Raw genomic sequence first — 26,282 nt, 5'->3', positions numbered from 1 at the left:
ATTCCTCCTTGCTATATAGCCGTAAATGTAAGGCTTTCCGAAAAAAATCACTTTTTCACTATAGCATACAGGTGTCAAGTACCCGTCGGATTGCTGCTGAAAGTCAAGCGGTTTATTCTTTTGTATGAAAAAAAGCCTCGGCCAACCAACGGCCAAGGCTTTGCATTTTCGATATTAATGCCCCATCATCGCAGCAGCGTCCGGATTGTTCCCGCCGGCGGTTCCATCTTCCTTCTGCTGCTTCGGTTTACGCAACAGGAGAGACAATGCGACCCCCGCGGCCGCGAGGCACGCGGATAGGAAAAACGTATCGCCGTAACCCGCGACGACAGCGCTCAGCGGATTCGCATCCGCTCCCGCGCTTGCAGCGTGAGAGGCGATTTGCGAAGTCAGATATCCCGTCAAGCCCGCTACTGCAAACGAAACAACGACTTGCTGGGCCGCAGTAGTCAGAGGCGTAACGCGGCTCACCAATTGGCGAGGCGCAGAGTTCAGGACATGCGTGTTCAGCGGCATCATAGAGAAGCCCATACCTAGACCCATAATGCAGATGCACAAAATAATTACCCATAGCGAAGTATCCACTGAAATGCTGGACAAAATGAACAGGGAAGTGGATACGGCGGCAAGGCCGGCAAAAGCAAGCGGGCGCGCGCCGATCTTGTCAAACAAGCGGCCGCTGATCGGCATGCCGATTCCCGCGCACAGTGCTTGCGGCATCAGAATCCATCCCGTTTCAAGCGCAGAGTAATGCATGACGCCTTGCAGGTACAGAGGCACGATCAGCATTGCGCCAAACAGCGCAAGCTGTACAATCCACACCAAGATGATGCTGCGTGTAAAGTCGGACGACTTGAACACCTTCAGCTCCAGCAGCGGCTGCTTTTGCCCCAGTTCTACAAAGATGAAGAGGATGAGCGCAACGCCGCCGACGGCCAATCCTATGATCGTTGATAACGAGGTCCAACTAGTGCCACCCTCGCTTACGCCATACGCCAGCATTGAGAATGCGATTGGCGCAAGGCACATGCCGAGAACGTCCAAATGCGGTGCCGCATGGCGGTCCGATTGTGGCAAATACTTATAACCGAGAATCAAAGCGATAATGCCAATTGGCAAATTAATGATGAAAATCCAATGCCAGCTAACAGAATCGACTAACCAGCCGGATAGCACTGGACCAAACGCCGGAGCCATCAGCATAGGAATGCCGAGTACGCCCATAATCGATCCGCGGCGCTCAGGAGGCGCGAGCTTAAACACCATCGCCATCCCGATTGGGGCTACCATGCCGCCGCCCAAGCCTTGAATAATGCGGTAAATAATCAGTTGCTCCGGCGTTTGCGCGATGCCGCACAGCACAGAGCCAATCGTGAACAGGGCAATGGTTATCATGAAAATTTGCTTGGAGCCAAATTTATCGGTCAACCACCCTGCAAGCGGTATTACGGCTGATAGGGCCAGCGTATAGCCCGTGACGGTCCATTGAATCGTCTTCAGGTCAGTGTGGAAGTAGTCAACGAGTTTCGGAATGGCATTGTTGACAACCGTGCTGTCTAGAATAACCATAATCATGCCGACAATGATTGCCATAAGCGGAGGCAAGATCGCTTTTAGCGAGAAGTCGTCCCCACCGTCTGCCATCGGTTTTGTTTGCGTAGGAGCTGTCATAGGTCCCTGCTTTCTGCTCATCGAGCTTTAAATGGATGTTACTAATGGCCACGGAACAAAATTGGCGCGTTCGCACTCCTTTTTCGTTTTTTTAGGCAAAAAAGCGCATTGACAAATTAACGTTTCGGATGTAGAATTAAAGTAAGGATTAAACTGAATACAATCAAATTTTAATTTGCCAATAACGCTATTGATTATATCATAGCGTTATTTCTTGTTCAATTTATTTTTTTATGTACATTACAAGATTGACTGCAAACGGTTACGATTTTGTAATCTTTCTGTAACGTTCCACTCAGGTTCCTTTCATCTAGGGTCCCTATAATAAGTGACAAGACCCCCTTATGAATATATAAATTGAAAAGCCTGCGGCGAATGCTGCAGGCTACTTTTTTGCATTTTTATGAAAGAATCTCAATGATAACGTTATCTGCTGCGATGGTGAATTCCTTTAAAGGATTCTCAAATAAAACGTGAAGCTCAAATCCGCCTTCTGCTGCATATACTTCATCAGAAATCCAGTCACTGCCCACACTTAAATCTAGTGGTTGTAGATTTTTCACGCCTACAAATGTTACTTTGATATCGGTGCCATAATGCATGCTCCCTCTACAATCTAAAGTCATGACGAATATGCCATCGGAAGGCATCTCAAGCGAAAGAACTCTGGCATCGTGTAATGACTTTTCGTACAATTGCACAGCATTGTCTGGGAGTGATCCTTTAATTGATAAATAGTGGCCGCGGCATTCTTTTCCAATAAGGCTCATTCGCTGATCTAGCCCACTTCGCCACTGCTCCGCCATTTTCCTAAGTTCTTCTGAAGGAAACTGTGTATTTAACGTTCCTTCTTGAATATAAGGGTGAAAGAACTCTGGCAGAAATTTTAGCAAGTCTTTTTTGCTATACTCTAAACTGCTCCGATTCATTTCCTCAAAGTCTAACCCTTCCGATCTATGCCATGCGACATTTTCATCCCAATCCTTTTCCGTTTCAGGAAATGACAAAAAGCTTGCAATTTGCGTTTCCTCATATAGCTCTTTCGTAAAATATTTCATTCCCTATCAACTCCGAACCCAGCGCTCTCTGCCCAAATAATAATAAACGAGCTGATCCCTCAACTCTTGCTCTCTTTCGAATTTAAGTTTTTCTAGCAGTTTAATCGACCGCTCGTTCTCCTGTTCCACCGTAGCTTCGATCAAAGCTAAGCCCATATCATTAAACCCAAACGCGATTACAGGCTTCATCGCTTCATGCATAAATCCTTTGCCCCAATGCTCCTTGCCTAAATCAAAACCGATCTCAGCTCTAGCCTGTTCGCCCTGCATCCAGCAATGGAAGCCACATGTCCCAATGAATTGCCCATCCGATTTGCTAACAATTCCCCAGCGGCATCCGGTATCTTCTATATGAAATCTTATGATTTCTTCAGCTTCGCTTATGTCCTTACACGGGCTTATATCCATAAATCTCGTTACATTTTCATCTGCAAAATGGCTATAGACTGCTGCGGAATCTTCTAAGGTTAGTAGCGAAAGCTTCAATCGTTCTGTCTCTAATGCAGGAAATATAACCATAAAATCATCCAGCTCCTATTATTTGAACTCGATAAAATATCCTGTCGTTTCTATGTAATCATCAAACTCTTTATAGATATCCTCAATCTTGCCGGCTGGAGGCCCAAACCTTCGCTCGAGCGATTTTTTAATATCAGGCCAGCCCATCTTGTCAAAGAAATAATCATAGCTATACATATCCGATAAATAAATCGCTTCTGTGCTATCAAAATACCCCATCGTTTCCGAGCATATTTTTCTTACCAATTCTGTTGTCGGTGCATAACTTACGAAGTCGGTCCATCCGCGGTTAATTACGATGCACCCCGTTTGTGCATGCCTTATTGGAGCAAACATATAATCGACTGTTCCACATTTAAATTCAATATAATCATCATTGTCGGCCTGATACTGTTCAATCTGCATCTGGCGGTTGTCCGACCTATTTATATAAGCTGCTGCAGGGAAGAAGTTATCATCAACAAGCTTATCGCAAAATTTCTCAAGATCTGCGTTATTGTTTACTTGAAACAAAACCGTACATATTTCTCCTACGACAGAACCCTCCACTGAACAGATGATCACAACCTTGATCATAACACATAACAGGTAAAAATTTACACACTCGCATTGAAAGCGCGCACAATATTGTAATCTTACTGTAACGTATCACTCAGGTTCGTTTCAGCTTAGGTTTTTATAATTAGTGACAAGACCCCCCTTATAATATATACATTTGAAAAGCCTGCTGCTGAGAGCCGCAGGCTACTTTTTTGTTTATTTCTTTCATACTTTTTAAACGTCTTCATATTGTAATGATCCTGTAACGTAACCCTCAGGTTCGTTTCAGCTTAGTCTCCTATAATAAATGACAAGACCCCCTTATGATATATAAATTGAAAAGCCTGCGGCTGATGCCGCAGGCTACTTTTTTGCTCTTATTTTGGCTTCACAATTCGATTATAGCTTCGCTGCCACGTCAACGAACTGCCGTACCCGCTCCGTCACACGCTCATACTCGCCTGCCCGCACCCAGTCGAGGTTTACGAGCTTGCCGCCCATGCCGACTGCGCATGCACCAGCACGGAAGTAATCGCCGATGTTGTCGAGATCGACACCGCCGGTAGCCAGCATCGGAATCCGGTCCAGAGGTGCGCGGATTTCCGCGAGATACTTCCAGCCCAGCGTTCCCATCGGGAACACTTTAACTGCTTCTGCGCCCGCTTTCCATGCGCGTACGATTTCAGTTGGCGTCATGCACCCTGGCCATACAGGCACGCCGTGCTCAATCCCATAACGAATAACATCCTCGTCCAAATTAGGCGAGATGATGAACTGCGCGCCAGCGGCAACCGCTTCCTTCGCCATGTCGATATCAAGCACTGTGCCTGCGCCAATACGCGCTTCGCCGTCGCCAAAGCTTGAACGCCAGCTATTGATAATAGACGTGGCACCGTCCGTATTCATCGTCACTTCCAGCAGCCGAACGCCACCGTCGATGATCGCCTTCGCGGTTGCATCCGCATGCTGTAGCTCGATGCCGCGCAGGATGGCAACGATTTTGTGCTGCTGCAGCATCTCTAACAAACTGCCCATTCCCGTTATCCCCTTCCGGTTATTCCCCAATAATCGTGAAGCAAGCGCAAGAACAAATTAGGAAACGCTAGCGTATCTAACGCTTCTTGGCCGATCCAGCGATAGCCTGCCGGCAAATCGCCAACGAATGGCCCTTGCGCTTCTTCGCCGCCATCGCCTACCCCGTACATAGCAACTGTCTCAGCAGCCAAATCAGACCGAACCGGCTGTCCCGCTTCGCCACCCGCAACTGCTGGCATATCTGCCTCGAACACATCCATCGTCCAATGAATGTGGCTAAACACATGGTCAGCTTCCGCTCGATAACCCGTTAGCCGCACGAGCAGCTTCTCTTCCTCATGCAGCGTTCGCGCCAGCAGCCCGGCCAGCTTAGGCAGCAGTTCTTCCGCTATAGGCACGCCTTTCTTTCTGCCTTTGCTTCCAATCGCCTTCTCAGCGTCCTTGGACACAAGTACATGCGGCAGCTCCCACATCTTCGCTAGCAGCCCCGTATCCGGCCGCTGCCGGACGAGCACTTGCCCTACATGCTCACCTGAGCCTGCGACAATAACGCCTAGACGATGCTCCGGACGCGGCGGCTTCGCCTTCGTCTTGATCGGCAGCACCAGCTCCTTGCCTGCCAATCGCCCTGCACAGTGCTGCATGACCGGGCAGGTTAAGCAGCCCGGCGATTTAGGCGTACAGACTAGCGCGCCAAGCTCCATCAGCGCTTGATTGAAGTCGCCAGCTCGTCCCTCAGGAATGATCGAACGGGCAAGCTTTTCGATACGTACTCGCGTAGCCGGCTTCGCAATATCATCCTCCAGCTCCCAGAAGCGCGAGAGGACGCGCATGACGTTACCATCCACGGCAGGCTCCGGACGGTTGAACGCAATGCTCATAATCGCCCCAGCCGTATACGGCCCGACACCTTTGAGCGAAGCGACAGCCGCCGCATCATCTGGGACAATGCCGCGGTATTGCGACACAACCTCACGCGCGCCAGCCTGCAGATTTCGCGCACGCGAGTAATAGCCAAGCCCTTCCCAATGCTTCAATACATCCTCTTCCGGCGCTTCAGCGAGCGCTTGAACCGTCGGGAACCGTGCCATGAACCGCTCATAATACGGAATGACAGTGTCCACTCTCGTCTGTTGCAGCATAATCTCCGACACCCATACCCGATAGGGGTCACGGTTTTGGCGCCACGGCAGCACACGTTTAACCATGTCATACCAACCAAGCAGCTCGCGCCCAAAATAAACCGCGACATCCTGTTCCTCACCGGTTTGTCCAATCGGCTCCGTTGCCTGCGTATCCATACGCATATTATTTCTCCCCCCGTTCCACCTGCATGGCGGATTCAGCCGGCTTCATTTCCCATTCGCCTTCTTCATAAGGCTGTACCGCTCCATCAATCGATTGCGAGAGCTCCCGATACCTGCGTGGCGTAATGCCATATTGCTGTTTAAACAGCCTCGACAAGTAATGATTCTGCATGCCGATTCGCTCTGCAATATCCATCACAGGCAGCTCCGTATCGGATAGCAGCGAACGTGCCAGCTCTAGCCGGCGTTCATTCATATAGTTCACTGGAGAAAGGCCCGTCAAGCTTTTGAACATCGTTACAAAATAGTTCGGGTGCAAGCAAGCGATTTGCGCTAGCTGCTCAATCGACAAGCTTTCAGACAAGCGCTCCTCGATAAAAGCAAGCACCTCATCGAATCGTTCAATCATCTCCTGCTTCGCCTCAAGCTTTCTTTCCAGCTCTACGCTCTCTAGAAAAATAGCAGAAAGCTCCAACAGCACCGCTTTGGCACGCCAATTGTTAATTAATGCCGTCGATTGCTGAAGCATGAGCAGCCTATCAAAATGCGCGACAAGATCACTATGCTCCTGTACCTTTACTTTCATCTGAAACGGAACGTCCAATTCCTTCAACAAATTATAATCTGCCATATTAATGCGGTAATGCGTCCAATAGAAGACGAAACTATCGCTTCCCTGCGTGCCAAATGCCTGATCCACATCGCCTGGCAGCAAATAGAGATGGCCCGGGCGAAGCTCATAATGGTGTTCGCCGACCCTCAGCCAACCGGTGCCTTCCAGCGGATAAAACAATCGGCTTAACCCTTGCGAGGCCGATTCATGCACCCAACCTGGCTCACGGCTCGAAATGCCGCTTAATAAATGCTCCACGTCGATCTGTTTTAACCGCCTGTATAGAATACTTTCATAAGTCAATGGATTTATAACTCCTAGTAGGTTCGTTTATATTTTAAACAAAGTGTATCCCTTCTTATTATAGAGAGGTGCTAGGCAGATGAGAAGCCACAGTAAAATATGTTAAAATTATAGCGTAGAATTGGATTGTCCAAAATGAGATGAAATGCTTAGAGAGGAATCCATATGCCCATGATAAAAGTAGCAAAAGCAAGCTCCAATCGGTTTCTATCCATTGCTATTTTCGCCACTTTACTAACTCTTGCTGGCTGCGGATCGACAACAAGCAAGCCCTCCTCACTCGAAGGTCCCGCTGCGGCTATCGAGCTATACAACAACAGCTGCATCAGCTGCCATGCTTCAGACCTAAGCGGCAAGGTAGGGCCCGACAGCGACCTGCGAAAGGTCGGCAGCCGTATGAGCAAGACCGAGATTGCCAACCAGATTACGAATGGGGGCGACATTATGCCGCCGTTCAAAGGCAAGCTATCCGCAGATGAGATATCCGCCTTAAGCGACTGGCTCGCGGCACGCCAATAAGCCGGACCTCAATAACGCTGGCCGGCTTATTGATCGTTCCTTCTCAGTACAAACTATCCGTGAGCCGGACCGATCCACGGCTGCGCGTCCGCATTAATGCGGACGCGTACGTCCAGGTGGTCGCTCCCATCTCAGGATGGCGAGGAAACGCTTCCCCTCTTAGCAGATGCAGTTCCCCACCCCATCCATCAGTGTAGATGCCATCGTACAATACGCTTGTCCCTGTTTTGAATCGTCTAGCCTCTTGCGGCAACCGGCTGTTCATCGTTTCATCGCCCTCGCCTCATATGGAATATGGATGCTATACCTTATTCCTACTATAGGCAAATGGTGCCGTGCCTAAACTTAAAGGGCAGGCAACTGCTCAATAACAACGAAAGCCGAAGCTAGCCCACGTTCATGCGTAATGGTCACATGGAGCTGGCGGCGAAGCCCCTGATTCTCTTCCCCGCCCAGCCATCCAAGCTTACGCATCGTTGCGTTCGATAACCTCACTTCTGGTTTGCCTAGCGGATCACGCCCCACCTCAATATCATGAAGGCCTGCCGTCGCGCCAATTCCGCAGCCAAGCGCCTTAACTGCCGCTTCCTTCGCAGCGAACCTGCCCGCAACGAATTCCGCTAATCGCCGTCCGGTTAAGGATGACGCAATTTCCCGTTCAGAGCCGACTAGCACACGATCAATAAACCGCTGCCCCGTTTCTTTCTTCAAAATGCCGGCAACCCGTTCGACATCTGCAAGGTCATGGCCAATGCCTATAATCAATCCAATCCCTCCGCCCCGTATCTATACATGCGCAAAAACCGGGCTGCTGCGACGAATCGCATCGACAACCCGGTTTCTATTATGGTATCAACATGTTGTAATCATTAAATGCCTGGAATCGGCGAACGCTTATGCTCAGTGCGAAGATATTGCTTCTCGAGCTTCTCGCGCGCTTCTGGGGCAATTTCTTTTCCTTCGAGGTAATCGCTATTGTCATCATAAATGATGCCCAGCTCAGCCTCATCGGTCTGGCCTTCCCACAAACCTGCTGTTGGCGCTTTGTCGAGCACGCTCTGCGGAACGCCGAGCTTGGCTGCAACTTGGCGAACTTGGCGCTTATTCAACGAGCTGAGCGGCGTAATGTCAACTGCACCATCGCCCCACTTCGTGTAGAAGCCTGTAATCGCCTCCGACGCATGGTCCGTACCAACGACGAGCAAGTTCATATCAAACGCGATTGCATATTGCATAACCATCCGCGTACGCGCTTTTACGTTACCCTTGCCTCCGCGGCTCAAATGGCGGCTGATGCCGATCGCCTTCAGGCTGTGTTCAACCTCAAGGGCAATTTCATCTACCGTCTCGCCGATATTCGTTTCTACACGATGGGTCAGCTTGAAAGCTTCCGCTACCGCGTAGCTATCCGAGATATCAACCTGCTCCGTATACGGCTGGAACACGCCAAGCGTAATATATTCCTTGCCCGATTCCGCCGACAGCTCATCCGTCGCCTGCTTGCACAAGCCAGCTGCAACTGCGCTGTCGATGCCTCCGCTAATTGCGATCAGCAATCCCGTTGTACCGGACTTCTTCACATATTCCTTCAGAAAATCGACGCGTTTACGAATTTCCGCATCCGGATCGATCGTCGGCTGTACGCCGAACCGTTCAATGATTTCGCGTTGCAAGCTCATTCTCGTATTCCGTCCCTTCCAGAAACGTCTATCTACATTACCGGCAGAAGCGGTCGAATGCAGCCGTCAGGTCAGCTGCAATGTCAGCCGCCGAGCGGTTCTCGATTTGGTGGCGCTCGATGAAGTGAACGAGCTCGCCGTCCTTCATCACCGCAATCGATGGGGAAGATGGCGGGTACGGAGCAAAATACTCACGAGCCTTAGCCGTTGCTTCCTTGTCTTGGCCTGCGAATACCGTATACAGATGATCAGGCGTTACTTCATGCTTCAGCGCTTCTGCTACACCTGGACGGCATTGGCCAGCTGCACAGCCGCATACCGAGTTCACAACAACAAGCGCCGTTCCCTTAGCGCCCGGAATGCTTTCCTCAACTTGTTCTGGCGTACGCAATTCTGTGATGCCAAGACGGGTCAGATCATCACGCATCGGTTGTACCATATCCAGCATATATCGTTCGAAGGACATCGACATGTTCTCCACTCACCTTTCGCTCCATGTAGCGTTATTATTCTTACTTTATAATTCTTATTATAAACCTCATGGAAAATGAAAGTAAAGAAAAAGCAGCCGGTATGGCACGGCTGCCCTGTCCTTCCCGATACGCTATTCTTTAGCGCTTTGAGCCGATGCCGAATCGTTAATGGCAAAGCCAACATCCTTGTCAGGATGCATGAATATGCCGGGCAACGGCTGCTCGCCTTCCTCGAAAATCGCACGGTTGTCCGCTGTCAGAAATCCGATGTCCTTGTATGGATGAACCCACTCATCGCCAGCCATGATCGACGGGTCGGTATCCGTTGACCATTGCTCAAGCGGCGAATCATCGGATGCGTACATATGGTCTCCGATGACGATGCCATGTGAATTAACGAATGGCGCCCGGCCACCCCTGCCTTTGCGAAAAGCAGGCAAAAAATTTATTTCGTAGGGGTCAAGCTCCGGGTCGTCATGATTGCCATACAACTGGTCATAACGCCCCTCGTCCCGATCATCATATCGTGATGCACTCATCGTTTACTCCACCGCCATTTAAGTCGAAGGACGATTCGGGCCGTCCAGCTTTTTGTCAAACCCCTGCGAATCTGCCGGCTTGCTGGAGTCCTCGCGATGCTTCGGTGCTGCTACAGCATCGCGATTGTTTTTATTCTTCGCCATAAAATGAACCCCCTTCCGAGCGTTAGTATACGCGCGCAGGGGGTTCATTATCCTCCATATTCTAACCTTCAGCCAGAGCGCGGTCTGAAGCTGCCGATGCTTCCGCCATGCTCTGGCCAAGCATAAATTTCACAATGAAGGTTGTGCCTTTGCCTTCCTCTGACTCCACATCGATGCGGCCATGATGCCGCTCCGCAATGCTTAAGCAAACCGGCAGCCCAAGCCCTGTCCCCTTCGTCTTCGTCGTAAAGAACGGCTCGAACAATCGCTCCATCTGCTCTTGCGAGATGCCAACACCGGCATCCTGGACCCGAAGCTCCACCATATCGGCTGAAGTATAGGTAGATAACTGCAAGGAGCCGGCGCCTTCCGACATCGCTTCCAGCCCATTGCGTGCAAGGTTTAGTATGAGCTGCTTAATTTCTTTATCATTCAAGAACAAATCCGGCAAATTCGGCTCTAGCCGGCACTCGACAGCCAACCCGCGAAGATTCGCATCGGCTGTTATAAGGGGCAGCATTTCCATCAATAAATTGTTAAGCGACATCATGTTCTTATCGATCAACCGATCCTGGGCAAGTGACAGGAAGTCATTAATGATCGCATTCGCCCGGTCAAGCTCATCCATAATGATTCGAAAATAATCCTGCATATCTTGCCCGCTTCGCTCCTTCAACAGCTGGACGAAGCCGCGAATAACGGCCATTGGATTGCGAATCTCATGGGTGATGCTCGCCGCCATCTGCCCGACAAGGCTGAGCCGGTCCATTCGGTCAAGCTCTGCCCGCAAGTAACGCAGCTCCGTAATGTCATGAACAATCAGCGCGGCGCCCGTAATCGAGTTCATTCCGGAGCTCTCCGAATCGTGCAAGGAAAACGCGGTTTTGACGAGTACGCGCCCTTCCGTTTCGACCAGTTCTACCGACGAGCGCCTGCCTTCAAGCGCCTTAGCCACCATATTCAGGCAGGTTTCATCGCGCAATGGATCAAACAGCTCGACATACGGGTTCCCCCTCATTTCCCGGGTGCATTTTGTATTATTAGGCCCAGCAAAAAGGTTTAACGCCACTTCATTGAGATGTGTAATCTTTCCTTCAATATTCGTCAACACAACGCCGATAGGCGTCTCGTCTATAAACTGCTGCAGCTTCTGCACCTCTCCCCGATACTTATCGGAAAGCTGCTTCAACTGCATCTGAAGCAATTGCTTTTCTTTTATGCTTTCAATAATATGTACGGAACTCCAGACCATCGAATAAGATAAAGCGGATAAGACGATAAATAGCAATAAATGATTGCGCAAGCTGCTCGATCCCTCGTCCGAGGCATATAAGAGTACAGTAGCAGTAAAGAAGAGTTCTACGACTGTGAATAGCACCATTACGATCTTATGTTTATCCGCCCGCCTGGCGAATTGAAAGGGCCGGATCGATAACAACAGCAATGGGACAAACATAGCAATAAAAAGACCGAAAACGATAAAGTTCGTGCCCGTATCAATAAATGGCAATCGGAATGCCACATAAATCACGGTCAGGTAAGCTAAACTCCAAACGCCGCCGTACAATGATCCGATTACATAAGGGATATGCCGAAAGTCGAATTGGTACCCCTCACTCGAACGATGTGCCATCACCATGCACAGCATCATAGCTGCTCCACTAACAAATCCGATGAAACGTGCACCAGTTCTGTCGGATCGTTCTGCACGGTCATTCCACATCTGATAGGCTACAGCCGGCAACAATGAGATGAACAGCTGCAGCATCATCGTTTTCCACATTGGGAAATCTCCTTCTCTGCTATCTCTATTCCCTACGTTCCATTGTTATCATGTTATCTATCTATTAACACAAATTAAATCACAGATTCCGTAATTTTACTATACATCCACCTTAAATTTCCGCCCATTCACCTCGGAAAAAGTGGAAAGGCAACTATCACGACGAGATAGTTGCCTTTTTTGTAACCTTTTTACACAAACATCCTATTCCAAATACATTGCTTGCAGCTTCGTCCGCTCTGCTTGGGTGATGCCAAGCCCTTTCTCAACAAAAGCATCGAGCGAGCCGTACTGCTCCTTCATCGTGTCGATCGCCGCCTGCAAGTATTCCTTGCGAACATCCAGCAGCGCTTGGAAAGAAGCGAGCGCATCCTTGTCTTTAATGACAGTGCCCATATAAGCCATCGTTTGTTTATTGGCTTCCTCACGATAGACGTTGCTAAGCAGGTAATCGTCCATTACCGTCGATTCCGGTACGCCGAGCGTAAGGAGGACGAGGGCCGAGCCAAGGCCTGCCCGGTCTTTTCCTGCGGTACAGTGCTGAACGATCGGAGCCGCCTTCGCATCGAGCAATGCGTCCATCAACATAACGTAAGCATCGGGTGCTTCGATGAGGCCTTTATTCGCTTCAACCAACAATTCGCCCGGCTTGCCCAGCGCGCTGTAATCGCCAGAGGCGATCAGGCTGTTCAAGTCCGCCCCGTTGCTGCTGCCCTCCGTCTCTTTCATAGCTGGGATGCGAACGTTCGCCACGCCGCTTAGTGCTGGATCTGGCTTTTGTGCAACTTCTGCATTGCTCCTGTAGTCGATTACCGTCTTGAGCCCAATTGCCTTCATTTGCAGCTTGTCCGAGTCTGTCAGCCCCGCCAATTCGCCAGAGCGGAATAGCTTGCCCCACTTGACATGGCGCCCATCTGCCGCCTCATAGCCGCCAAGGTCGCGGAAATTAACAACGCCTTGCAGCTCGACTGCCCGCTCTGCTGCTTTGGCCGTTGCGCCATTTCCGCCTTTTACCAAGAAGTAGACACGTTGTCCCGGCAGCGGATCAGCCGCTACGAGGCCATTGTACCGCGTATAGGTACGCGCTAACTCTTTGCCATTCTTCTCGATATTGTCTGGTGATGTGCTCCAGTACACTTTAGCCGCTCCGAGATCCTGGTCTGCCTTCCAACGTATGATATAGTTGCCGTTCTTGCCGCGCTCTACGGATGATTGGATAAAATGCCCCGCCGATTGTTTGGCCGACACGGCCGGTACAGCAGCATTCACCTGAATTGGGCTAAATATTGCTGCTGCTGCGATAGATGCCGTTACAACAGATGCTGCGCAAAAACGATTAATAGGCTTCAACCTTCATCTCTCCTCGATGAATACATAATGGACTTGTCTCGTATACAAGACCATTATGGTTGTCCTCTGTTAACCGAATATCACGCCTATATAATGTTTTTGTAAATACAGCGATTCGTTCGTAATGCCTACCGATCCCTTAGCCAATTCGTCACGGTCCGCAACGTCTCAGGCCCCTCTGGGTCATGATGAAGCTCATGATAGCCGCCTTCGAGCGATACATATGTGCTCAACTTAGGGGCCATTGTTTCTGCCAACTGGCGGCTAGCAGAGGCCGAAGTGATACGGTCTGCTGTACCGTGCAAAATAAGGGTCGGCACGCTCAGCTCGCCCCCATGCTTGATTGCCCATTCCCCGCCGTCTGTCATCGCGTTAAACATTGCAGCTGAAATTTGCCCATGGGACCATTCGTCCTTATTCGAGGCAGCCAGCGGGTTTCCCGCCCGATAAAGCTCACCCGGCTGCAATCCAGCCGATTGCGTAAAGGTCGGCCAGATCGACCCGATCATTCGGCTTAACCGGACTTTCCACTGTGGCGGCTGGAAGGCAAGGCGAAGCCACGGGCTAGACAAGATCAGGCCTTGAAGCTTCGGTTGATGCCGAAGTGCGCAGTTCACTGCCACATTGCCGCCCATGCTATGGCCATATAGGAATAGCGGCACTTCCGGATATTTGCGTGCTGCCTCTTGAATAACCGCCTCTGCGTCCCGAGTCAAATGCTCGATATAGCGCGCATGCCCCCTTCGGCCTTCTGAGCGCCCATGGCCCCGCTGATCGTAGCTAAATACCGCAAAGCCCGCTTCGTGAAGCGGACGGATCATCGCCATCTGGCGCCCTTGATGCTCGCCCATTCCATGGATGAGGCAAACTACACCGATAGGCGCTTTCCCCGCCGGCCATTCATAAGCTTGTAATCGGATGCCGTCTACCGGGCTTGCCAGTGCAAAAGCATTGGATTGTACCATCGCCGCTTCCCCCTTTTTACTTTACGTTTATCATGTTTATATGCGAAATGCAATCGCTTCATTCGATGCTAGAATTAGTGAGGATGTGGAGTTTTGCTTGATGGGCATATTCCGATTACAATGAAGGGCATAGCATGGGATGATACGGAGGCTGGAAGCAACATGAATTACGATGTGATTGTAATCGGCGGCGGGTCCGCTGGATTAATGGCAAGCATTGCAGCAAGCAAGCACGGCGGCAATGTCCTGCTGCTGGACAAAGGCGACAAGCTGGGGCGCAAGCTCGGCATTTCTGGCGGCGGCAGATGTAACGTTACGAATATTAAAGAGATGGACGAGCTCATTAAGCACATTCCCGGCAATGGGCGATTTTTGCACAGTGCACTCAACAATTTCGGCAACAAGGACATCATTGCGTTTTTCGAGGGGCTTGGCATTCGCTTGAAGGAAGAGGATAACGGCAGGATGTTCCCTGTCACCGATAAGGCGAAGACCGTCGTCGATGCACTCGTTAATCAAGTCGTAAAGCAAGGCGTCACGATCAAAGTGAATGCGCCTGTTGCCGAAGTGCTATATGCAGGGGGCGCTGTCGCGGGCGTACGTTTGCGGTCGGGAGAACGTTTGGTGGGCAAAAGCGTTATTATTGCCTCCGGCGGAAAATCCGTTCCACATACCGGATCGACTGGCGACGGCTATGGCTGGGCAGAGAAAGGCGGGCATTCCATTACGGAGCTGTTCCCGACCGAGGTGCCGATTACGTCGAACGAGCCATTCATCGTCTCGAAGGAGCTGCAGGGCGTATCGCTCCGCGACGTTGAGTTGACCGTCTGGAATCCTAAAGGCAAGCGGATCATCTCGCATCGCGGCGACATGCTGTTTACCCACTTCGGCATCTCTGGCCCGATCGCGCTGCGTTGCAGCCAATTCGTTGTCAAAGCGCTCAAGCAATTTAAAGCCGGCAACATCGTGCTGACCATCGACCTCCTGCCTGACCTGACAGCTGAAGAGGTGTATTCAGAGACGTTAAAGCTCGCGCAGGCGGAATCGAAGAAAGCGATCAAAAACGTGCTGCATGGCTATTTGCCAGACAAAATGATCCCGCTTCTGCTCGCAAAAGCCGAGCTGGAGGAAAGTATCACCTACGACAATATTCCAAAGCAGCGCTGGCTGGAGCTCGCCCGCAGCGCCAAAGCTTTCCCGCTCCGCGCGTACGGCACGCGTTCCATCGAGGAAGCGTTCGTTACCGGCGGCGGCGTGAACTTGAAGGAAATCGATCCGAAGACGATGGCGTCTAAGCTGGTGAACGGGCTATATTTTTGCGGCGAGGTGCTCGACATCCATGGCTATACAGGCGGCTACAACATTACCGCAGCATTCTCCACCGGGTATGCTGCGGGGCTAAGCGCAGCCGAAACGGCGCGGGCGAGGTAAGCAAGGGGTGGAGTGAGCGCTGCGCGCGTGCGAAGCACGTGGCGCGCTGAGCGGTCCGGCGCAGGCGTAGCACGCGGAGCTCCGCAGGCGCGCAGCGGTCCGTGCTCGACACTGGCGCTGCGACGAGCTGCCGCGTCCCCTCCTCTCGCTAACGGACCCAGGAGGCGTTATTTTGCGATATTCCGCCTTTTTCTAGAGCTAACGGACTCAGGGGCCGCTATTCTTCGCATTTGGCTTCAAATCGATGCCCAAACGCCATAATAACGGCCATGAGGTCCGTTACAGTCGCAAATCATGTAATTCTGCCCCAATAACGGCATCTGGGTCCGTTAGAAAAACACACTATAGTAACATCAGCCTCACGAAATAAGTTTGCGGAACGTTGTGCAGATTGAGTTAGCGATGATAAACGTTGGTATTGAAGACACACGGACATCGGTGACGCATTCGCTAGTTGTTGAAGACACAAAGCCAGCGCTGGTGATGCGCGTGCTCATTGTTGGCGGGTACACGCAACATTCAGAGAGTGTAACGCTAACGGACCCAGGAGGCGTTATTTTGCGATATTCCGCCTTTTTCTAGAGCTAACGGACTCAGGGGCCGCTATTCTTCGCATTTGGCTTCAAATCGATGCCCAAACGCCGTAGTAACGGCCATGAGGTCCGTTACAGTCGCAAATCATGCATTTCTGCCTTAATAACGGCATCTGAGTCCGTTAGGCTCTCGCACGCATATTTGCCATTTAAGCACAAAAGGCTGCACAGGGTTCAAGAAAGAACCTGTGCAGCCTTTTGAACTTTCACCGATCTGCGGGGCCACAGCTGAAACCATTCGCTAAGCCTGGCCGCTCCATCAAATATGGACATCGCCGGATATGTAGTCATAAGAGCCGCCATCCGGCCGATAGTCGTCCGCATCGGGGGCGTCATCGTCCCAATTGGACAGCCCATCTGGCTGATTCTTTTCGTTGCTGTCCCCCGCCGCGTACGCCTCAGTCCAATCCTCGTTCACGGTATGCGCTGGGATCGGAATCCCATCTATGCCATAAGCGGTACCCGCCAAAGCTGTAGACTCCATCGGCTGCTGCTCCACTAGCTCCCCGCCATGGGAGAGCGCGATCTCCAATGCCGACGTTAAATCGCTGCCCTCTAGATGAATATGCAGCCGCCCGTCCTCATGCGCGACCGGATCATAGCCGAATTCTTGCAACGTTTCACTTGCATCAGCTGCGCTGGCATCATCGGCAAATTGGAACAGCAAAGCGGAGTTATCTGTGCTACTCATGCTTCATTCCCCTTTTCGCATGGATATCTGATTAGAACCCTTTACCAGATTACGATGCCCATACGAAGCCCAGTCTAGTCAGCCCGTTGTTTCTTCTGGCGGCGAATTTCGCTTGCGAATAAGAGCAGGGGCAGCAATATGATAGCCAGCCACAAATAGCCGATGCCAATCCCAAATACTGCACCTATGATGCCCGTCGCCTTCCAGCCTGCCAGCCCTCCCAGCAACGCCGCAAGTGGCACCAACAAGTATATTAGCGACTTCTCCATGCCTTCTTTTACTGATCCGGCGTCCCATGCGAAGCCTTTGATGAACGGCTCCTCCATCCATCCTTCAAACCGGTCTCTCGCCCACACGGTTCCAATAAGCGGAAGCACCAAAGCGCCAATGGCTGCAATCCAGCCTGGAGCAATCAACAACGCAACTGTCGAAATAACATAAAATAGGAGAAGCAGCCGTACATATTCGATTTTGCGCAGCAGCGATTTCATAAACGAGTCGGCAATAATCGCCTGCTGCCCGTTACCACGGATTAACCGTCCTGATCGGCTAAACAAAACCGGTCTCGTCCGCATCGGGCGCGGACGCTTAACGGGCGCAATCTGCCTTAGCACGAGCGAGGACAACGTTAAACGAGACGCCCGCTCGCTCTCAATATCAGCTTGCAGCGTGCCGTGGAACCGCAATCGGAGCAAGAAGCCCACTGCTGCCGCAGCAAGAGCAATGCCCGCAGCAACTGCTAGCCCCGTGAGCCCCGCCGCCTGCACCTGCGTATGCCGGCTAGCCGGCTCATTAACGCCACCGCCAAGCAGCCCTGGGATTAACCATGTATATCCTACCGTAAGCAAACTTGCCAATGTCCATAACAATATCGTCCGCCGCAAGCCTTGCAGGTTCGCTTCAATAATGCTGCGCAGCGAAATCGCAACAATCGCGATGGCAGCCGTCAGAACGTACCATAACGAAATCTGCCCAGCAGACAGCCCCTTCACCTGCACCGACCAAACAAGCGTCACAGCAATAGGTGCAGCCGCAAACAGCAACCGCCAGAACATGCTATATAATGCACCCCGAAGGCGCAAACCGCTCAGCCACTTCGGCCGCTGCAGCAGCATGATCGCATCGGGCTCTTCTATAAAGGTTCGAAGCCGTCCCATGCTGAACAAAATAACAGCGAAGATCGCCGCGAACGTGCCTAACCGCAAGTTAACCATCCATTCGGGAGGCGCCTTCCACCAATGGCGATAAATGCTTCCGCCATACAGCGCCGCCGGAATAAACACATACACCCAAACCGTCCAGTCAATAACCGTCCGCCATACTAGCCACTGCCATCGCAAATGCTGGCCTACACGCCTGCGGAACAACGCTGCTGGCGTTCGAATCGGGCGGGTCGCAGGCACTTGCTCCATCTTCGCTACAGTTGCTTCTTCTTGGCTTCCACTCGTCATCTCTGCCATCTTAAGTCAACCTGCTGAAGCATGCGAATAATGAATCCTCAGGCCCGCCGCCCGACTGTGTGCGAATATCAGATAAAGACCCGCTCACCACAACTGTCCCATTATCAATAAGAACGAAGCGCTCGCCGATTCGCTCCGCTGTATCCAGAACGTGGGTAGACATTAGAATGCCTGCCCCACGCTGCCGCTCGGATTCCAATAACTCAAGAAACTCCATCGTCGCACGCGGATCTAGGCCAACGAACGGCTCATCCACGATATAGACATCCGGTTGAAGCATAAAACCGATGATGAGCATCGTTTTTTGCTGCATCCCTTTGGAGAACGACGACGGCAGGTTGTGGCGCACCCCCGACATGCGGAACCGTTCCAGCAGCCGCTCCGCCCGCTCTTCAAACTGAGCCTCTTCCATATGAAACACGGACGCTGCCAGCCGAAGATGCTCCCATAGCGTCATATAGTCGTACAACACCGGCTGCTCAGGAACGTATGCGTACCGCCCTTCCCCATTGCCGATCTTCACTTTGCCGGACATATGCCGCAGCATCCCGATTACACCTTTTACAGTCGTGCTTTTGCCGGCCCCATTGGGCCCGATCAACGCAACGAGCTCCCCTTGGCGAACATTGAACGAAATATCGTGCACGATCGCTTTTCCTTCTTCATACCCCGCTTGTTGAATTTGCACTTCAAGCGCTAGGTTGCCTTCTGCACGTTCAATTGCTGTTGTTTCCATACGAAGCTCACCATTCCTAACAAATTTAATTAACTGATGTCAGGTTTTATAACATCAATTGTGCTACAATTCAATTACATGTATTTCAATCGGTTAATCGTTACATAACCTTACGCAAACGAGGTGCCAGCAGATGTACGACGTTTTCACGTTCTGTCCCGATCCCATCTTCATTGCCGATGCTTCATCGGATTCCATTAGCATTATTGATATGAATGATGCCTTCAGCGAATGGAGCGGTTACCGCAAACACGAGCTGCTGGGCACCAGTCCAAACCGCTTATTTCCCGACAAAGACGGATCCGGCCTATTCCATCGATTAGCTGAACTGGCAGATGCCAAAACAACTTCCGCCAGTTGCCTATTCCGAACGGTTCGAGGCATGGACTTCGACGTGCAGGTTGAAGCCATTCGAATTGGCGCAGACGAGAAATCACTCTTATTCGCTATTGTACTCCATGATGTGTCCGAACAGCGATGGATAGAGTCTATCATTCGGGAAGAACGCGCCATCGGTTCCGTCATTCTTAACCCAGACCATTCCATTCGCGCCATGATGAGCTATATTACACCAGTTCGCTACGATTCAAAGCAATTCCTTCACCAGCATGCGTTTCAGTTCGTCAATGAAGGCGATTTGCGGTTGGTGAAACGTGCAATGGATTATGCATCGGCGAATCGGACCGCTCAGCCATGCTCCTTCAGCATCGAGCTGGGCAACGAATCTTACATGGCCCGTGCAGTTATCTTGACGTTCCACCACTGGCACGGCGCACTGAAAAGCACGGCTATCGTGCTCCACAGCCTGGAACAGCAGCAAGAGGAAGTCGACTCCTCCTTCAAGCTTCGCGTGCTCATGACCGCTAAGAATGTCTCTGTGACGGAGCTTGCGCGTTCTACGCATATTTCATTAACGACAATCTCGAAGATCCGCAATGGCAAAATCAAAAAACCAAAGCGGCTAACCGCAGAGCTGATCGCCGGCGAGCTTGGTGTCGTTCCCGAGGAAATTTGGGGAAACTATAGCTACAGTTACGGCGTTTAATAGAAATCGCTATACACGAACAAAGCCCGCTCTTTTCCACCCTGAATAGGGCCTGGAAAGAGCGGGCTTTGTTGATATTAGGCTATGGTCGAATATGATGTGTTGCGAATCGCATCCCCAGTCACTTGCGGTAAGCAGCCAGCGCTTCGTTCAAGCCCTTGGTTTGCTCATACACTTGCTGATAGAGGCGGAACAAGCCGGCATACGTCTCCACCGCTTCCGCGTTCGGCGCATAAGATGCGCCTCGCTTCACGAACTGTTCCGCGCAAGCGTCCAAGTTGGCGAACCAGCCGCAGCCGTACGCAGCAAGCATCGCCGCGCCAAGCCCTGGACCTTGCTCGTTCTCCAGTGCGACGACCGTCGCGTTGAAGATATCGGCTTGCATTTGGAGCCAGGCTGGATTTTGCGCGCCGCCACCGATTGAGATAATCGTCTCGACCTTCTTGCCAGCCTTCCGGAAAAGGTCCACGGACTCGTTCAGCGAGAAGGTGATGCCCTCCATAACCGCACGGGCAAAATCAATGCGTCGATGCGAGCCATCCACGCCAATAAAGCTAGCGCGAATGTTCGCGTCCGCATGCGGCGTCCGTTCGCCAACAAGATAAGGCGTGAACAGCAGGCCGCCAGCGCCAGGCTTCACCTCGCCAACACCATCGAGCAGTTGATCGAACGATTCCCCTGCAGCAAATGTGTTCTTGAACCAGCTGAGGCTGTAGCCTGCTGCGAGCGTGACGCCCATGGCGTAAAATGCATTTTCTTTGCCATGGTTAAAGAAGTGGACTTTGCCCGCGAAGTCAGCATTCTTGTCATTCTCGTAGTTTAAGATAACGCCGGACGTGCCGATGCTCGACAGGGTGAGCCCTTCGGATAAAATGCCGGAGCCGATTGCCCCGCACGCGTTGTCCGCGCCGCCGGCGAATACCTTTACCGAAGCGGGCAAGCCTAAGCGTTCTGCAACGGCAGGCAGTAAAGTGCCGACTTGTGCATGCGAGTCGACGAGTGCCGGACAGAACGATGCGGGCAGGCCGAACGCTTGCAGCGCCTCAGCGCTCCAATGCTTGTTCGCTACGTCAAGCAGCAGCGTGCCTGCCGCATCGGAGTAGTCCATATGCAGTTTGCCTGTTAGGCAGAATCGCACATAATCCTTCGGCAGCAAGAAAAGCTCAGCTTGTTCGAAAGCTTGCGGCTCGTGCTGGCGAACCCATAAAATTTTGGGCAGCGTGAATCCTTCAAGCGCTGGATTGCGCGTAATGCCAAGCAGCTTGTCGCCAAGCGTGCGCTCGATCTCCCGGCATTGCGCCGTCGTGCGCGTATCATTCCATAGAATCGCGTTGCGCACAGGATTGCCTTCGGAATTCAACAGAACAAGCCCGTGCATTTGTCCTGAGAAGCTAATGCCTTCAATTTCAGTCGGGTTAATGCCTGATGCTTCCGACAATTCCTTCAACGCTTCAATCGTTGCCTCCACCCAATCATCCGGCTTCTGCTCACTCCAGCCCGTATGCTCGTGAAAGAGCGGATACGCACGCGAAGCCTCGCCGCGAACCGCGCCCTCCTGATCGACGAGCAATGCCTTCACCGCGCTAGTTCCTAAGTCGATGCCAATTACGTAACCCATCGTCCGCCAATTCTCCCCTGTATAGGCCAAAAAGCCAGCTTTGCAGCCGACTTTTTTGAGCTTTATTTTATACGCATGCGCGTTTGCTTCAATCCAATGCACCGGTGGTGCTTAATATCGATTATACGCTGAAAATAATTTCGCTAAGCAGCAGCTTGATGCGCTCTTGGCGGCCCGATTTGTTCACGATTGGGTTGTTTTGCAGCGCGTATTGCTCCAACGATGCAAGCGTTGCTTTGCCCGATACGATTTCGGCGCCGATGCCGCTCTTGAAGCTGCTGTAACGTTCTTCAACAACGCTGTCAAAGACGCGGTTTTCGATCAGCTTAGCTGCTGCTTTGAGGCCCCAAGCGAAGCTATCCATGCCTGCGATGTGAGCAAGGAACAGATCCTCATTCTCGAACGAAGCGCGGCGAACTTTCGCATCGAAGTTCACGCCGCCGCGGCCAAGGCCCCCAGCTTTGAGCACTTCATACATCGTAAGCGTCGTCGAGTACAGGTCTGTTGGGAACTCATCCGTATCCCAGCCGAGGAGCAGGTCGCCTTGGTTCGCATCGAGCGAGCCCAACATGCCATTGATTGCTGCAACGCGGATTTCGTGCTCGAACGTGTGGCCTGCGAGCGTCGCATGGTTGGCTTCGAGATTCAGCTTGAAGTGATCCTTCAGGCCGTAGCTTTGCAGGAACGAAATCGTCGTCGCGGCATCGAAGTCGTATTGGTGCTTCGTCGGCTCTTTCGGCTTAGGCTCAATCAAAAATTGCGCGTCGAAGCCGATTTCCTTCGCATAAGCAATCGCCATATGGTACAGGCGGGCAAGGTTGTCGAGCTCCAGCTTCATATCCGTGTTCAAAAGCGTTTCATAGCCTTCGCGGCCGCCCCAGAAAACATAGTTTTCAGCGCCGAGCTCCTTGCCTGTTTCCAAGCCCTTCTTCAGCTGTGCCGCAGCATAAGCGTATACGTCAGCGTTGCTCGTCGTGCCTGCGCCGTGTACGAAGCGTGGGTTTGTGAACATGTTTGCCGTGTTCCACAGCAGCTTTTTGCCAGAGGCTTTCATGTTGTCTTTGAGCATTGCGACGATAACGTCGAGGTTTTTGTTCGTTTCTTGAAGCGTGCTGCCTTCTGGCGCGATATCGCGGTCATGGAAGCAGTAATACGGAATGTTCAGCTTCTCCATGAACTCGAAGTTTGCTTCGACGCGCGCTTTCGCTTTGTCGAGACCGCTTAGTTTGTCCCAGTCGCGTACAGCCGTGCCTGCACCGAATGGATCTGTGCCGTCTGCTGTATACGTATGCCAGTAAGCGACTGCGTAACGGAGATGCTCCTCCATTGTTTTGCCAAGCACGACTTGGTTCGGATCATAATGTTTGAATGCCAGTGGATTATCGGAGCCTTTGCCCTCGAATTTGATTGTTGGGATGTTAGCGAAATATGCCATAATTGCGAAATCCTCCTTTGGATTAACGAACGTTTAGATGATGAAAGATGATTGTTGAAAACGCTGTATTGTTTGCTATACCGACAGCATACCACTACTAAACTTAGTTTGTCTATTAAACAAACTAAGTTTTTTTATCCAATTTTCATTTCGTATACCGCCGTATTCTGGCCGAATGGCAGGCATCGCATACGCCAACACTTAGATATGCCCCCCACTTCGTTTAATGACTAAACAAACGTGTGCGAGTGTGCTACAATAGAACGATCAAGCAACTACTAGTCCAGCAGAGGATGGCTCAATGATGGCAAAAGCAAAGCCTACCGGCGATCAAACGATGATCAAAAAAATAAATACCGCGATTGTGCTCGACTCCGTACTTAAGAACAGCATGATCTCGCGTGCGCAAATATCCGAACAAACGGGTTTGAATAAAGCGACGGTGTCCAGCCTTGTCCTGGATTTAATTGAATCCCACCTCGTCGAGGAAATAGGCCAAGGCGAATCCAATGGCGGACGCAAGCCGGTCATGCTGCTGTTCAATGCGAAGGCCGGCTATGCCGTCGGCATCGACCTTGGCGTTAACTACGTTCGCGGCGTGCTGGCCGACCTGCTCGGCAATGTAGTGGAAGAACGCGAGTGGCCGATGAAGCGTCCCGACATGGCTTCCGGCTTGAAGCAGCTCACCTCTTGTATAGAAGAGCTTATTGCACTTGCCCCGGATAGCCCTTACGGTATCGTAGGCATCGGGATCGGCGTGCCCGGTATTGTCGATGACGAGGGAACAATACTGTTCGCGCCCAATTTGGCATGGGAACGCGTTGAGTTGCAACGCCTAGTTGAGGAGCGGTTCAGCGTGCCAGTGACGATTGATAATGAGGCGAATGCAGGCGCGCAAGGCGAGCAGAAGTATGGCGCAGGCCGTGGCATTCCGCATCAAATTTACGTTAGCGTCGGAATCGGGATCGGGACGGGCATTATTTTGAACAAAGAGCTGTATAAAGGTGCTTCCGGTTTCTCTGGTGAACTTGGCCATCTCTCGATCGAATATGACGGCAAGCCTTGCCGCTGCGGCAATCGCGGTTGTTGGGAGCTGTACGCTTCAGAAAATGCATTGCTCGAACGCGCAGCCCAGCTCGGCCTGCCGGATGAGCTCGACGGGCTGATCGCATCTGCCGACGCAGGCGATGAGCGCGCGATTGAACTGTTCCGCTCCATCGGTAACTATCTCGGAGCGGGCATCACGAACATCGTTAACGTGTTCAATCCGAACGTTGTCATCATCGGCAACCGCGTCAGCCGCGCCAGCCGCTGGCTCGAAGCTGCGTTGCAGGAAGCGGTCGACCAGCGGACGCTCCCTTACCACCGCGAGCGCATGCGCATCCTGTTCGCGGAACTGCAGGACCGCTCGGCGGTACGCGGCGCTGCGTGTTACGCGATTGACGCGTTCCTAGGCAAAGTACGGAACGTAGGATAACTTTCGAGAGGCCGAGCGCAGATTCGAAACGCTCGGCCTTTTTGCGTTAGCGCAATACGCTCGGTCGCACGTCGGCGGTCAACCTCGCGAACTGTCCGCTCCCTACAAGCTGCAGGCTCCAGTGCGGACTGCCTCCCCCCTCGCTTCCATTGCATTCTATACAATGCCCCACACCTTTTAAGCTAGATATGCTCGGACCATTGCAGATCGTGCAATGATAACTATGCCAAGGCGGGCTGATACGCCCCTTTTTCGCCTCGGAAGCGGTTTCCCATTGTACGGTTTGCAATGGCAATCTTCCGCTCGCCCGATCCTGCTCGATCTCATTGTATGGAATGCAACGGCACCATCGCCCTACCAGCAGGGAATGCGCAAACGTACAAATAAAGCATCAAACGATCGAGTGTAAGAACAAAACAATCGATCGAATGAGCGTACAAAACAAAAAAAGCGATCAGCATCATTTGCTGACCGCTTTGCACAGTTCTGCACGCTCCCTTATCTTCTCGACGCCCATTCCACCGCAGCAACAAGCAGCTTCTGAACGGCTGGATGCTGCAACGACTCTACCGTATGGCCGGGCATCACATTGATCACTCGCCCTTGCCCGTAAGTTTGGGTCCACACCGCCGGATATAGCTCCCCTTCGTATTCATAGTGCATCAGCACAGTGCGGTCGCCATTCGGTGCATCAACAAATGCGTACTGATATGGCTCCTCAGCCAAAACAAAAGGGGCAAGCGATGCTTCCAACTGCTGATCACTTGGATGGCCCTCGTTACCTGTATAGCCTGCATGGTCCACACCGCCCTCATGACCTTCATGGGCTTCCTCATTGCTAACCGTCCTGGCTCCCGCAGCAACCGAGAACGATAAAGGCTGAAACTCAGGATGGCCGACGAATTTGGCGCCGAACAACGGCAGCAGGCGATCATGATTCGCTAGCGAAATCCCGCAATGCAGCGATACGAGCCCTCCGCCGCCTTGAACAAAAGCAAGCAACCCGTCCGCTTGTTCATTCGTTAACGTGCTTGTCCAGCGATCTGCATAGGAGATCAATACGTCCACTTGGCTCGATAAACCAGCCACAAACACATCCGAATCCTCGCACGCGTCGACGCGATAGGCGCTGCCCAGCAGTTGAATGGCTTCTTTATCAATGCCTTGTAGCGGGTGATAAGGTGGGGAGGTATAGTCCCCAAACAAAACCACACGCCGAAATTGAGCGGCATTCGCTCCTATTATATGCTCACGATTCATTGTATTTCTCCTTTATGCACAATTATGCTCCCCATTGA

The 26,282-nt window shown here is 51.8% G+C and carries 26 protein-coding genes; 4 read left to right on the top strand and 22 right to left on the bottom strand.

Annotation, left to right across the window (positions count from 1 at the left end; all coding sequences use genetic code 11):
* Positions 1-174: 174 nt before the first annotated feature.
* The 7 genes from GON22_RS19660 to GON22_RS19630 all read right to left on the bottom strand — a co-directional run bounded on the left by GON22_RS19660 (position 175) and on the right by GON22_RS19630 (position 7,046).
* Positions 175-1,671 carry an MDR family MFS transporter gene (locus GON22_RS19660; protein ID WP_160397818.1) on the bottom strand — a complete coding sequence of 499 codons (1,497 nt, stop codon included), beginning with the start codon at positions 1,669-1,671 and terminating at the stop codon, positions 175-177.
* A gap of 401 nt (positions 1,672-2,072) precedes the next feature.
* On the bottom strand, positions 2,073-2,729 hold the full coding sequence (locus tag GON22_RS19655; RefSeq protein WP_160397817.1) for a DUF4085 family protein: 657 nt from the start codon (positions 2,727-2,729) through the stop codon (positions 2,073-2,075).
* A gap of 6 nt (positions 2,730-2,735) precedes the next feature.
* Complete coding sequence (locus tag GON22_RS19650; protein ID WP_160397816.1) at positions 2,736-3,248, bottom strand: GNAT family N-acetyltransferase; 513 nt, start codon at positions 3,246-3,248, stop codon at positions 2,736-2,738.
* Between the two features lie 18 nt (positions 3,249-3,266).
* A complete protein-coding gene (locus tag GON22_RS19645) occupies positions 3,267-3,761 on the bottom strand; it encodes a hypothetical protein (RefSeq protein WP_160397815.1) in 495 nt (164 codons plus the stop codon).
* Between the two features lie 426 nt (positions 3,762-4,187).
* Positions 4,188-4,823: a bifunctional 4-hydroxy-2-oxoglutarate aldolase/2-dehydro-3-deoxy-phosphogluconate aldolase gene (locus tag GON22_RS19640; RefSeq protein WP_160397814.1), complete on the bottom strand. Its 636-nt coding sequence runs from the start codon at positions 4,821-4,823 to the stop codon at positions 4,188-4,190.
* 5 nt (positions 4,824-4,828) lie between these two features.
* The gene (gene mutY, locus GON22_RS19635; protein WP_160397840.1) at positions 4,829-6,124 is read right to left on the bottom strand and encodes an A/G-specific adenine glycosylase; all 1,296 of its coding nucleotides are present in this window, start codon (positions 6,122-6,124) and stop codon (positions 4,829-4,831) included.
* A 7-nt stretch (positions 6,125-6,131) separates the two neighbouring features.
* Positions 6,132-7,046, bottom strand: coding sequence for a helix-turn-helix transcriptional regulator (locus GON22_RS19630; RefSeq protein WP_160397813.1), 915 nt, complete (start codon positions 7,044-7,046; stop codon positions 6,132-6,134).
* A gap of 165 nt (positions 7,047-7,211) precedes the next feature.
* On the opposite strand from GON22_RS19630, the gene GON22_RS19625 reads away from it, so the two are divergent.
* A complete protein-coding gene (locus GON22_RS19625) occupies positions 7,212-7,565 on the top strand; it encodes a c-type cytochrome (protein ID WP_160397812.1) in 354 nt (117 codons plus the stop codon).
* 43 nt (positions 7,566-7,608) lie between these two features.
* Here GON22_RS19625 and GON22_RS19620 read toward each other — a convergent pair whose 3' ends face one another.
* The 9 genes from GON22_RS19620 to GON22_RS19585 form a co-directional block, all read right to left on the bottom strand.
* Positions 7,609-7,830 (bottom strand): hypothetical protein, encoded by a 222-nt coding sequence (locus GON22_RS19620; RefSeq protein ID WP_160397811.1) that lies wholly within the window; start codon positions 7,828-7,830, stop codon positions 7,609-7,611.
* Positions 7,831-7,910: 80 nt separating this feature from the next.
* Positions 7,911-8,330: a holo-ACP synthase gene (acpS, locus tag GON22_RS19615; RefSeq protein WP_160397810.1), complete on the bottom strand. Its 420-nt coding sequence runs from the start codon at positions 8,328-8,330 to the stop codon at positions 7,911-7,913.
* Positions 8,331-8,434: 104 nt separating this feature from the next.
* Positions 8,435-9,244 carry an ammonia-dependent NAD(+) synthetase gene (gene nadE, locus GON22_RS19610; protein WP_160397809.1) on the bottom strand — a complete coding sequence of 270 codons (810 nt, stop codon included), beginning with the start codon at positions 9,242-9,244 and terminating at the stop codon, positions 8,435-8,437.
* A 37-nt stretch (positions 9,245-9,281) separates the two neighbouring features.
* Complete coding sequence (locus GON22_RS19605) at positions 9,282-9,716, bottom strand: BrxA/BrxB family bacilliredoxin (protein WP_160397839.1); 435 nt, start codon at positions 9,714-9,716, stop codon at positions 9,282-9,284.
* 132 nt (positions 9,717-9,848) lie between these two features.
* On the bottom strand, positions 9,849-10,256 hold the full coding sequence (locus GON22_RS19600; RefSeq protein ID WP_160397808.1) for a DUF3905 domain-containing protein: 408 nt from the start codon (positions 10,254-10,256) through the stop codon (positions 9,849-9,851).
* 18 nt (positions 10,257-10,274) lie between these two features.
* A complete protein-coding gene (locus GON22_RS26470; RefSeq protein ID WP_272898816.1) occupies positions 10,275-10,400 on the bottom strand; it encodes a hypothetical protein in 126 nt (41 codons plus the stop codon).
* A 61-nt stretch (positions 10,401-10,461) separates the two neighbouring features.
* Positions 10,462-12,183, bottom strand: a complete 1,722-nt coding sequence (locus GON22_RS19595; protein ID WP_160397807.1) for a two-component system sensor histidine kinase NtrB — start codon at positions 12,181-12,183, stop codon at positions 10,462-10,464.
* A 204-nt stretch (positions 12,184-12,387) separates the two neighbouring features.
* Positions 12,388-13,533, bottom strand: a complete 1,146-nt coding sequence (locus GON22_RS19590; protein ID WP_160397806.1) for a tyrosine-protein phosphatase — start codon at positions 13,531-13,533, stop codon at positions 12,388-12,390.
* Positions 13,534-13,661: 128 nt separating this feature from the next.
* Complete coding sequence (locus tag GON22_RS19585) at positions 13,662-14,498, bottom strand: alpha/beta hydrolase (RefSeq protein WP_160397805.1); 837 nt, start codon at positions 14,496-14,498, stop codon at positions 13,662-13,664.
* Between the two features lie 162 nt (positions 14,499-14,660).
* Here GON22_RS19585 and GON22_RS19580 point away from each other — a divergent pair, with 162 nt between their 5' ends.
* Entirely contained in the window at positions 14,661-15,929 is a 1,269-nt protein-coding gene (locus tag GON22_RS19580; RefSeq protein WP_160397838.1) for an NAD(P)/FAD-dependent oxidoreductase, read from the top strand.
* An 852-nt stretch (positions 15,930-16,781) separates the two neighbouring features.
* Here the strand turns inward: GON22_RS19580 and GON22_RS19575 are convergent.
* From GON22_RS19575 to GON22_RS19565, 3 genes are all read right to left on the bottom strand, one after another.
* Complete coding sequence (locus GON22_RS19575) at positions 16,782-17,213, bottom strand: hypothetical protein (protein WP_160397804.1); 432 nt, start codon at positions 17,211-17,213, stop codon at positions 16,782-16,784.
* 74 nt (positions 17,214-17,287) lie between these two features.
* The gene (locus GON22_RS19570) at positions 17,288-18,673 is read right to left on the bottom strand and encodes an ABC transporter permease (RefSeq protein WP_160397803.1); all 1,386 of its coding nucleotides are present in this window, start codon (positions 18,671-18,673) and stop codon (positions 17,288-17,290) included.
* Between the two features lies 1 nt (position 18,674).
* Entirely contained in the window at positions 18,675-19,409 is a 735-nt protein-coding gene (locus GON22_RS19565) for an ABC transporter ATP-binding protein (RefSeq protein ID WP_160397802.1), read from the bottom strand.
* Between the two features lie 133 nt (positions 19,410-19,542).
* On the opposite strand from GON22_RS19565, the gene GON22_RS19560 reads away from it, so the two are divergent.
* Positions 19,543-20,454: a helix-turn-helix domain-containing protein gene (locus GON22_RS19560; protein WP_160397801.1), complete on the top strand. Its 912-nt coding sequence runs from the start codon at positions 19,543-19,545 to the stop codon at positions 20,452-20,454.
* A gap of 121 nt (positions 20,455-20,575) precedes the next feature.
* Here GON22_RS19560 and xylB read toward each other — a convergent pair whose 3' ends face one another.
* Both xylB and xylA read right to left on the bottom strand, forming a co-directional pair.
* Entirely contained in the window at positions 20,576-22,072 is a 1,497-nt protein-coding gene (gene xylB, locus GON22_RS19555; protein WP_160397800.1) for a xylulokinase, read from the bottom strand.
* Positions 22,073-22,193: 121 nt separating this feature from the next.
* Positions 22,194-23,507 (bottom strand): xylose isomerase, encoded by a 1,314-nt coding sequence (gene xylA, locus GON22_RS19550; RefSeq protein WP_160397799.1) that lies wholly within the window; start codon positions 23,505-23,507, stop codon positions 22,194-22,196.
* A 304-nt stretch (positions 23,508-23,811) separates the two neighbouring features.
* On the opposite strand from xylA, the gene GON22_RS19545 reads away from it, so the two are divergent.
* Positions 23,812-24,984 carry an ROK family protein gene (locus GON22_RS19545; protein WP_160397798.1) on the top strand — a complete coding sequence of 391 codons (1,173 nt, stop codon included), beginning with the start codon at positions 23,812-23,814 and terminating at the stop codon, positions 24,982-24,984.
* A gap of 498 nt (positions 24,985-25,482) precedes the next feature.
* Here the strand turns inward: GON22_RS19545 and GON22_RS19540 are convergent, their stop codons facing one another.
* Positions 25,483-26,244 carry a ThuA domain-containing protein gene (locus GON22_RS19540; RefSeq protein WP_160397797.1) on the bottom strand — a complete coding sequence of 254 codons (762 nt, stop codon included), beginning with the start codon at positions 26,242-26,244 and terminating at the stop codon, positions 25,483-25,485.
* Positions 26,245-26,282: the final 38 nt, after the last annotated feature.

Source organism: Paenibacillus sp. MMS18-CY102 (assembly GCF_009789195.1).
GTDB lineage: Bacteria > Bacillota > Bacilli > Paenibacillales > Paenibacillaceae > Paenibacillus_T.
Note: the sequence above shows the minus strand (reverse complement) of the source record. Positions and strands in the feature narration are given on the sequence as shown.

Bases quoted from the DNA above. Each gene is read 5' to 3' on its own strand.
- GON22_RS19660 (WP_160397818.1), bottom strand. From the start codon at position 1,671: ATGACAGCTCCTACGCAAACAAAACCGATGGCAGACGGTGGGGACGAC.
- GON22_RS19655 (WP_160397817.1), bottom strand. From the start codon at position 2,729: ATGAAATATTTTACGAAAGAGCTATATGAGGAAACGCAAATTGCAAGC.
- GON22_RS19650 (WP_160397816.1), bottom strand. From the start codon at position 3,248: ATGGTTATATTTCCTGCATTAGAGACAGAACGATTGAAGCTTTCGCTA.
- GON22_RS19640 (WP_160397814.1), bottom strand. From the start codon at position 4,823: ATGGGCAGTTTGTTAGAGATGCTGCAGCAGCACAAAATCGTTGCCATC.
- mutY (WP_160397840.1), bottom strand. From the start codon at position 6,124: ATGGATACGCAGGCAACGGAGCCGATTGGACAAACCGGTGAGGAACAG.
- GON22_RS19625 (WP_160397812.1), top strand. From the start codon at position 7,212: ATGCCCATGATAAAAGTAGCAAAAGCAAGCTCCAATCGGTTTCTATCC.
- GON22_RS19620 (WP_160397811.1), bottom strand. From the start codon at position 7,830: ATGAACAGCCGGTTGCCGCAAGAGGCTAGACGATTCAAAACAGGGACA.
- nadE (WP_160397809.1), bottom strand. From the start codon at position 9,244: ATGAGCTTGCAACGCGAAATCATTGAACGGTTCGGCGTACAGCCGACG.
- GON22_RS19605 (WP_160397839.1), bottom strand. From the start codon at position 9,716: ATGTCGATGTCCTTCGAACGATATATGCTGGATATGGTACAACCGATG.
- GON22_RS19600 (WP_160397808.1), bottom strand. From the start codon at position 10,256: ATGAGTGCATCACGATATGATGATCGGGACGAGGGGCGTTATGACCAG.
- GON22_RS26470 (WP_272898816.1), bottom strand. From the start codon at position 10,400: ATGGCGAAGAATAAAAACAATCGCGATGCTGTAGCAGCACCGAAGCAT.
- GON22_RS19595 (WP_160397807.1), bottom strand. From the start codon at position 12,183: ATGTGGAAAACGATGATGCTGCAGCTGTTCATCTCATTGTTGCCGGCT.
- GON22_RS19585 (WP_160397805.1), bottom strand. From the start codon at position 14,498: ATGGTACAATCCAATGCTTTTGCACTGGCAAGCCCGGTAGACGGCATC.
- GON22_RS19580 (WP_160397838.1), top strand. From the start codon at position 14,661: ATGAATTACGATGTGATTGTAATCGGCGGCGGGTCCGCTGGATTAATG.
- GON22_RS19575 (WP_160397804.1), bottom strand. From the start codon at position 17,213: ATGAGTAGCACAGATAACTCCGCTTTGCTGTTCCAATTTGCCGATGAT.
- GON22_RS19570 (WP_160397803.1), bottom strand. From the start codon at position 18,673: ATGGCAGAGATGACGAGTGGAAGCCAAGAAGAAGCAACTGTAGCGAAG.
- GON22_RS19565 (WP_160397802.1), bottom strand. From the start codon at position 19,409: ATGGAAACAACAGCAATTGAACGTGCAGAAGGCAACCTAGCGCTTGAA.
- GON22_RS19560 (WP_160397801.1), top strand. From the start codon at position 19,543: ATGTACGACGTTTTCACGTTCTGTCCCGATCCCATCTTCATTGCCGAT.
- xylB (WP_160397800.1), bottom strand. From the start codon at position 22,072: ATGGGTTACGTAATTGGCATCGACTTAGGAACTAGCGCGGTGAAGGCA.
- xylA (WP_160397799.1), bottom strand. From the start codon at position 23,507: ATGGCATATTTCGCTAACATCCCAACAATCAAATTCGAGGGCAAAGGC.
- GON22_RS19545 (WP_160397798.1), top strand. From the start codon at position 23,812: ATGGCAAAAGCAAAGCCTACCGGCGATCAAACGATGATCAAAAAAATA.
- GON22_RS19540 (WP_160397797.1), bottom strand. From the start codon at position 26,244: ATGAATCGTGAGCATATAATAGGAGCGAATGCCGCTCAATTTCGGCGT.